Annotated in this window: 7 protein-coding genes and 1 pseudogene; 2 read left to right on the top strand and 6 right to left on the bottom strand. The window is 44.8% G+C overall.

Annotated features, from left to right (window positions below; genetic code table 11):
• Nucleotides 1-1,202 (top strand): annotated as a pseudogene (gene lysS / locus KDK67_RS13025) (lysine--tRNA ligase); the annotation flags it as partial.
• A gap of 2 nt (nt 1,203-1,204) precedes the next feature.
• On the top strand, nt 1,205-1,870 hold the full coding sequence (locus tag KDK67_RS13030) for a class I SAM-dependent methyltransferase (RefSeq protein ID WP_250869247.1): 666 nt from the start codon (nt 1,205-1,207) through the stop codon (nt 1,868-1,870).
• Here KDK67_RS13030 and KDK67_RS13035 read toward each other — a convergent pair.
• The 6 genes from KDK67_RS13035 to KDK67_RS13060 form a co-directional block, all read right to left on the bottom strand.
• Nucleotides 1,844-2,083 (bottom strand): pro-sigmaK processing inhibitor BofA family protein, encoded by a 240-nt coding sequence (locus KDK67_RS13035; RefSeq protein WP_338101270.1) that lies wholly within the window; start codon nt 2,081-2,083, stop codon nt 1,844-1,846. The two genes, KDK67_RS13030 and KDK67_RS13035, sit on opposite strands and share 27 nt — an antisense overlap.
• Nucleotides 2,084-2,121: 38 nt before the next feature.
• Entirely contained in the window at nt 2,122-2,550 is a 429-nt protein-coding gene (locus KDK67_RS13040) for a nucleoside 2-deoxyribosyltransferase (protein ID WP_276575163.1), read from the bottom strand.
• The gene (locus tag KDK67_RS13045; RefSeq protein WP_250869252.1) at nt 2,547-4,979 is read right to left on the bottom strand and encodes a U32 family peptidase; all 2,433 of its coding nucleotides are present in this window, start codon (nt 4,977-4,979) and stop codon (nt 2,547-2,549) included. Before KDK67_RS13045 ends, KDK67_RS13040 begins: the two co-directional genes overlap by 4 nt.
• Nucleotides 4,980-5,126: 147 nt before the next feature.
• Nucleotides 5,127-5,363, bottom strand: coding sequence for a DUF8060 family membrane protein (locus KDK67_RS13050; protein ID WP_250869254.1), 237 nt, complete (start codon nt 5,361-5,363; stop codon nt 5,127-5,129).
• Between the two features lie 2 nt (nt 5,364-5,365).
• Complete coding sequence (locus KDK67_RS13055) at nt 5,366-6,313, bottom strand: DUF7490 domain-containing protein (RefSeq protein ID WP_250869255.1); 948 nt, start codon at nt 6,311-6,313, stop codon at nt 5,366-5,368.
• 191 nt (nt 6,314-6,504) lie between these two features.
• A complete protein-coding gene (locus tag KDK67_RS13060; RefSeq protein ID WP_250869257.1) occupies nt 6,505-6,792 on the bottom strand; it encodes a MazG nucleotide pyrophosphohydrolase domain-containing protein in 288 nt (95 codons plus the stop codon).
• Between the last annotated feature and the right edge of the window lie 168 nt (nt 6,793-6,960).

Genomic DNA, 6,960 nt, shown 5'->3' on the forward strand with positions numbered 1-6,960 from the left:
AGCTTTACAAGAGCGGAAGGTTTGTCGAAGCCATCAAGGCAGCCCTCATCAAAAGAGATGATATCGCAAAGATCCTGAAAGAAGTATCAGGAAAGGATGTACTTCCTGAGTGGAGTCCTTTCAATCCCATATGCTAGGAATGTGGCAAGATTAATACCGCGACGGTCACCGGATTCGATGCAGATGCAGAGACCGTTGACTATGAATGTTCCTGCGGACACTCCGGCACGGTCTCAATGATCGGCGGCGGAAAGCTTACATGGCGTGTGGACTGGCCTGCAAAATGGAAGATGCTGAATGTAACAGTCGAACCCTTCGGAAAGGACCATGCTTCAAGAGGCGGTTCATACGATACCGGAAAGAGGATCGTACGGGAGATATTCGACCACGAACCACCACAGCCTATAGTCTATGAATGGATCATGCTCGGACAAAAGGGAGCAATGTCATCATCTAGCGGCGTTGTCGTGTCAATCTCCGACATGCTTAAAGTAGTACCTCCGGAAGTATTGCGTTACCTCATCATGCGCACAAAGCCTGAAAAACACATCAAGTTCGACCCTGCACAGCCATTGCTGACACTTGTGGACGAATATGAACGTCTCAACTCGAACGCTGAGATCGAAGGCCTTAACAAGCGCGTACTGGAGCTCTCACACGCAAAAGGCATCTGTCATACCGATATCCCGTTCAAGCACATGACCACCATTGCCCAGGTCGCACATGGGGACTTCGACAAGATCATGAAGATCATTGGACGTGCCGGCTACGACACCACAAACGAGAAGTGCATCAGGGAACTGGTAACCAATGTCTCTAACTGGCTTGACATGTACGCACCCCCATTTGCAAAGTTCAGCGTGAAGGATGAACTGCCTGAAGAGACAGCCAGCCTCACAGATGAACAGAAAGCATTCCTCGGTGCAGTATCGGAGATCATCGAGAATAGTGGAGAACTGACAGGTGAAGATTATCATAACCTTGTTTATTCTTCAAAGGAAGCAGGTTCAGAACTGAACACGAAGATAGCTGCAAAACTGAGCGTTGATGAGGTGGAGATAAACCCCAAGGATATGTTCAAGGCCATCTATACATCAGTACTTGGCCAGCAATCGGGTCCAAAAGCAGGATGGTTCCTTTCATCCATCGACCAGGACTTCCTTGCAAAGCGCTTCAGTGAAGCAGCTTTGTACCGACCCTGAATATGACAGAAGGTAAAACGACCATATCTCATTTCACAGCATGGGAGGACGAATACTCCCATGTGAAATGGGGCGGAGCAGCACCCATCGATGCGATACGCTCACAAATACCTGAAAAATGCCGCATCCTTGATGCCGGATCAGGAAACGGTCGACACCTTCTACCCTTATCTAATTTTTACAATTGTGCGGGTATCGATGTATCCACAAAGGCATTAACAGCTTCGAGAGAGTACCTTGCAAAAAGAAATAGAGAAGCACACCACTCCACGGCTTCGATCACCGACCTTCCGTTCCAGGACAACAGTTTTGATGCCATTGTCTGTTTTGGAGTGTTGCAGCACCTTCTCAGAAAAGAAAGAGAAACAGCGGTCTGTGAATTTGAACGTGTCTTAAAGCCCGGGGGCATGATATTCCTCGAGGTCTTCGGCATAGAGGACATGAGATATGGCGGAGAAGAGGTCGAAGAACACACATTTGTTCGCCAGAGCGGCATAATCTATCACTATTTTACAAAGGAAGAGCTTCAAAACCTTTTCAGTGGATTCGCCACGAACGACATCAATGATGTGATCACAAAAAAAATATTTAAAGGCGAGTCCTATACCCGCCACATGATTAACGGCATCATTCAAAAGGTATCAGAAAGTGATACCAAGGTAAGCTAAAAGCACTAAAAGCAAGGCACCGATAACTCCTGCCAGTGCACACACAAGTATAGTTACCCAGGTGAATGCTATGTGTATCCCCAGCACGAACTTTGCCACAAGAAGGATAACGATGCCAAGCACCGTGTTTACAACCATATTCTTGATGGTCTTAAGCACTTTGTACAATATAAGGGCCGCAATTATTGCAACCAGTACTATTATCAGTTCCATTACCATATTGATCGATATAAAATATATATCAAAGGTATTTAATTTTTGCTTTTAAAAGAACTCAAAAACCCATTAAGAATAAGTTCCAGCTCAGAATTATCCCCATATTCCCTTACAGAGATATCAGTATACGTATTCCCAAGCAACATTGCAGAAACATTGGAATCCGGCATGTGTACACACATTATAGGAATGCCTTTTTTGATCGCGGAACATACCTCATAACCAACACCAATGGAGGGCATACTGACCTCTGCGATCATACATTCGCTTTCCTGCAAAAAGGACATATCCCTTTCATATATCTGAGTCTCCGTCAAAAGGGATTCCTTACCTTCGACCTCACTATCCGCAACATGCCAGCTCAATACCTCATGCCCTTTATTTCTCAGGGACCTGCAAATGAACTGGTAAGTGGGAAGCATCTGCCGCCCCCCGCGAATTGAGCCGGACAGAAATACCTTCATACCACACCTCGCAGGTAATGTCCCGCAGTATAGCCATCCGTAATATCCTTACAGCGCCCGGCCTTTTTACCGTCCAGAACCCCACGATAGCGGCGGGTCACTTTCTTCACCAGCTCCACATCCATTGTCCTTGCCTCGATCCTTATGGCTGCAACGCCTGCCCGAAGGAGAATATCCATGTTCTCGAGCATACAAAGTTCCTTGGAGTTAAGCACATGCATCCTGCAATCCGAATCCACCAGCAAAGGGAAATAGTAACCCAGTTCATCGACCAGCTCAAAATCCTCTTCCTCACAGACCTTAATGCATCCGTCCTTGTTCCCGAAAAGATCGCCAAGCATACAATAGCGTGACACCATGACATCCTGGCGACCATGCACGATACACTCAACAGGCCCACATTCTGCGACCTCTTCGACCTGTGCAATTGACATTTCAGGAGACAGAACCACCGAAGCCGCACCAAGCTTCTTCATTGCAGCATAGGAACGGACATTAAAGACATTCATGGGACTGTCCGCAACCACAGGAAGACCAAAGCCCATGGCAAGATGATAAGTACCATAATTGGAAACGACCACGCCATCAACTTCAAGCTCCTTTGCCAGTCCGAACAATTCCCTCACGGCATCCATATCGTCTTCCGACACGATCCTGGAACTGTTCACATAAACTCTGCGGCCATTGTCCTTGCAGATGGTGACTGCCTCTTCCAGATCAATATACTTACGTCCCCTGAAGAATTCCCCTCCGACATAAAGGACATCGGCACCACCCTCAATAGCTGCATTCAGCCTCTTGAGAGTGTCAACACTAACGACAAGCAATGGCTTTTCAGAACTCTGCCCCTCACAAGGCACATCAGGCAAAACACATTTACCATGCTCCGGGCGATGCCATTTCTCCATCCTTGCAGCGCCCAGAAGGGAAACAGCATTATTTCTCACATCATTGAGCTGTTTGATAGGGATGAACACCTCACCGGAAATTTTAATATCGATCGAGGAAGCCTCAAAAACAGAATTACCCAGTTTCAAAAGCTGTTTTTCGATCTGCTCTTTATCGGTAGGCCTCTTTTGTGCAACCTCGACCACATAATCCGATAGAACATAAACACAATTACCATCCACATCTTCCATTTCAAGAGCAATGTTCGAACCGGCAGTGACATCCGCTTTAATGGCCACCGGAACCTTCCTGATAGGCTTTGAGGATGTGAACGTACGTTTTAGGGATTCCATCAGAGACCGATCCATGGTCCTGAAGATCATTGAACCTTCAGGAAGTTCCCTTCCAAATGATATCTCAACGACATCTCCGGCCTTAGCTGAACTTACCTGCTCCCCGTTCATGACCATTTGGGTTATGTTCTCTCCTGCACCTTCCATACCCTCGAGACCAATACCATCGCCAAGCTCCAGTTCTGTGGAAAGGTTCGCGATTAGACGTCTATCTTCTTCATTGTAGCCTATAACACTACCTGCAACCAATCCTCTACTGTATGGCTGTTCCCGGCTCATCATCCCGACCCTGGAGCCTTTCAGGTAAGCATCAGTGAACTCCCTGTTGAAAAGCTGTTCAAGCACCAGCGACTCGTCAGGAGAGACAAAATACGACTCAGGATCATCAAAATAACGATCGATCAATGTCCTGTATATGCCAACAACACCCGCAACGTATTCGGGCCTTTTCATTCGCCCTTCGATCTTGAAAGAAGAAACACCCGCTTCAATAAGCTGCGGAAGAACGTCTTTGCTGCTCAGGTCTTTAGGACTTAAAAGATAAGGACCTTCTGTGCTCACAGCACCCTCATACCCCAGCAGTTCATAGGATTTCCTACATGGCTGGGCACATTGCCCACGATTTCCACTCCTACCGCCAATGACACTGCTCAAAAGGCACTGTCCTGAATAAGATATGCAAAGAGCGCCATGAATGAACGTTTCAAGCTCAACGTTGGTCTTTTCCCTTACCTGCCTAATCTCATCGATCGACATCTCCCTTGCAAGTACGATCCTCTTGACACCAAGCTCTTCAAGAAAAAGAACACCCTCACTATTGTGAACGGTCATCTGTGTACTTGCGTGTATAGGCAGATCAGGAACTATATCCTTTGCCAGATGAAGCAGACCGATATCCTGAACAATGACAGCATCCGCCCCGCATTCACTAAAGAAGCACAACATATCCGCTGCTTTTTTCATCTGCATATCTTTAACAAGGGTATTGACGGTCACAAAGACCTTGACACCACGAAGATGGGCATAATCCACAGCCTCGCCTATCTCTTCAAGAGTGAAATTTCCGGCAAAAGCCCTCGCACCCAGCGCCTTCGCTCCGAGATAGACAGCATCAGCCCCGTTCTCTACAGCAGCCACAAAGGAGTCCCAGGTTCCTGCTGGAGCCAAAAGTTCAGGTTTTTCGTTCATTGTATTCACAGCGTGTCCGATAAAGTTTCAATGATCAAGACTTATATAACTGCTATCAAACAACTGAACATATATAAGCGTGATTAGACAAGGCAAAGCACAAAAAATAGAAGGATTGAAATTCAAAAATGAGGGAGAAAAACTCACTCATTTGTTCACAAAATAGAGCCTTATGATATAGACGCTAAGAACCAATACTGCTAGATTGACAAATGATCTGACTATCGGAACATACTGATGCTCAAACCAGGTATAAATGATACTTTCTATGGAAATATAGAGCTGGAATGCTGACAAGATCAAAAAGATCATTGCAAGTCCAAAAACACCTAACCTGAAATAGTATTCCATATTCGGTTTTTGATTTGGTATATTCTCATCCATTATTATCTCCTCCTGTGTATGACTACAACACTTAATATCAAAGCCAGCGCGAACAAGATGGTAAACCCAGGGAGTTCCTCTTCAGCAGACTCCTCGGAAACTTCCTCCACAAGGATCTCTTCAAAGTCCTCTGCATTGATCACTTTTTTCTGAACAACGGTATCTTTGTCAAGAACAGTTTCAGGACTTAGCTGAATTTCACTCTCGCCACGCTTGATAATCGTATCATTGTCCCAGATGATCACATCGACAATGTAATTGTAATTCTTAGGAACTGTCAGACCCACTGAAATTATCTTTGTTGTTTCAGGAAGGATAGAACCTGTATTGGTCCAAGCTTTATCTGCAAGCAGGCTGGCATCTCTTTCCCGTGCCTTGACAAGTACTCTGTAATCACCACTCCTATCGCGACCTTCATTTGAAAGATAGATGTCCGCCTGCAACTCAACCTTGCTGTCAACGACACCCTTTACGATAAAATCAACATCTCCTATCTCGATCCCAATATCCGCCACATCGGGAGTTAAAGAATCCAGATTTGAGATATCCAAACGACGAGACCTTTTTTTCTGATCGTCTTCAAGAAGCTGTACCTCCATTCGATAACCACCTTCTTTCAAAAGTGAGATTTCTATGGGGATGAATACCGTTTCACCGTTTTCCACAGATCCTATGAAAACATCTCGCTGCATATCAAGAAAACCAGTGTCTTTATCGTACACCTTCAGAAGAAGGGATACATTGTCACTATCTGCGAATCGACTCTTAATTTCGGTCGTAACATTGAGATCTACATAGCTACTTCTTATTTTATCTGAAGAGATATCCACGTTTGCGATCTCAAGCTGGCTATTATCTTCAAAGTCCCGAAGACAGCCAGCGGACATCACTGATGCGAACATAACAAGTAATAGTAATGTACATCCCACTATTTTTTGGGATTTGTCCATAAATATTCACCAATGATATAGAAGAAAGATAGCATAAATAACTTCCCGCATTATTTTTGCAAATTATGTGTTTGTTTGTAATGTTGTAAGAGGAGGTGAGCTGTGGCCTAAGAAAATGATCAAAGAAATGGAAAGATAAGGGCAAAAATAAATAAGAAAATAAGGCAGACCTGGAAAATAGGTCTCAAATATCAATCAGTACAGATACACGGATTCTTCCTGCAGGTCGGGCATACGAGCGGATATTTTTCCAGAAATGCTTTTTCAAGATCAATATCATAGAGATTCGCCAATGCACCTATCCACGCAAAACAGTCAGCAAGCTCTTCCCTTAGGTTTTCCATATCATTCCTGCGAATAGCCTCTGCGAGCTCTCCGACCTCCTCGACCAACCAGAGTGTCGTGGCAGGTCCACCCCTGCGTTTATCGTTATGTGCGTAAAGGTCATACATGAATTTCTGGAATTCGGATATTTCCATGATATTGTCTCCTGAAATTAAATTATAGTCAAACACCCAACATTTTGGACTTCTGTTTTTCACTAAGAAACTTTTCAATCCATCTCTTTGCAAAGCTAATTTTTGATGAGCACTCCATAAATTTCTCATGTATTAAATCCCGCATATGATCAATATCGATAATGAACT

The organism is Methanococcoides seepicolus, from assembly GCF_023684405.1.
In the GTDB taxonomy this organism is placed as follows: domain Archaea; phylum Halobacteriota; class Methanosarcinia; order Methanosarcinales; family Methanosarcinaceae; genus Methanococcoides; species Methanococcoides seepicolus.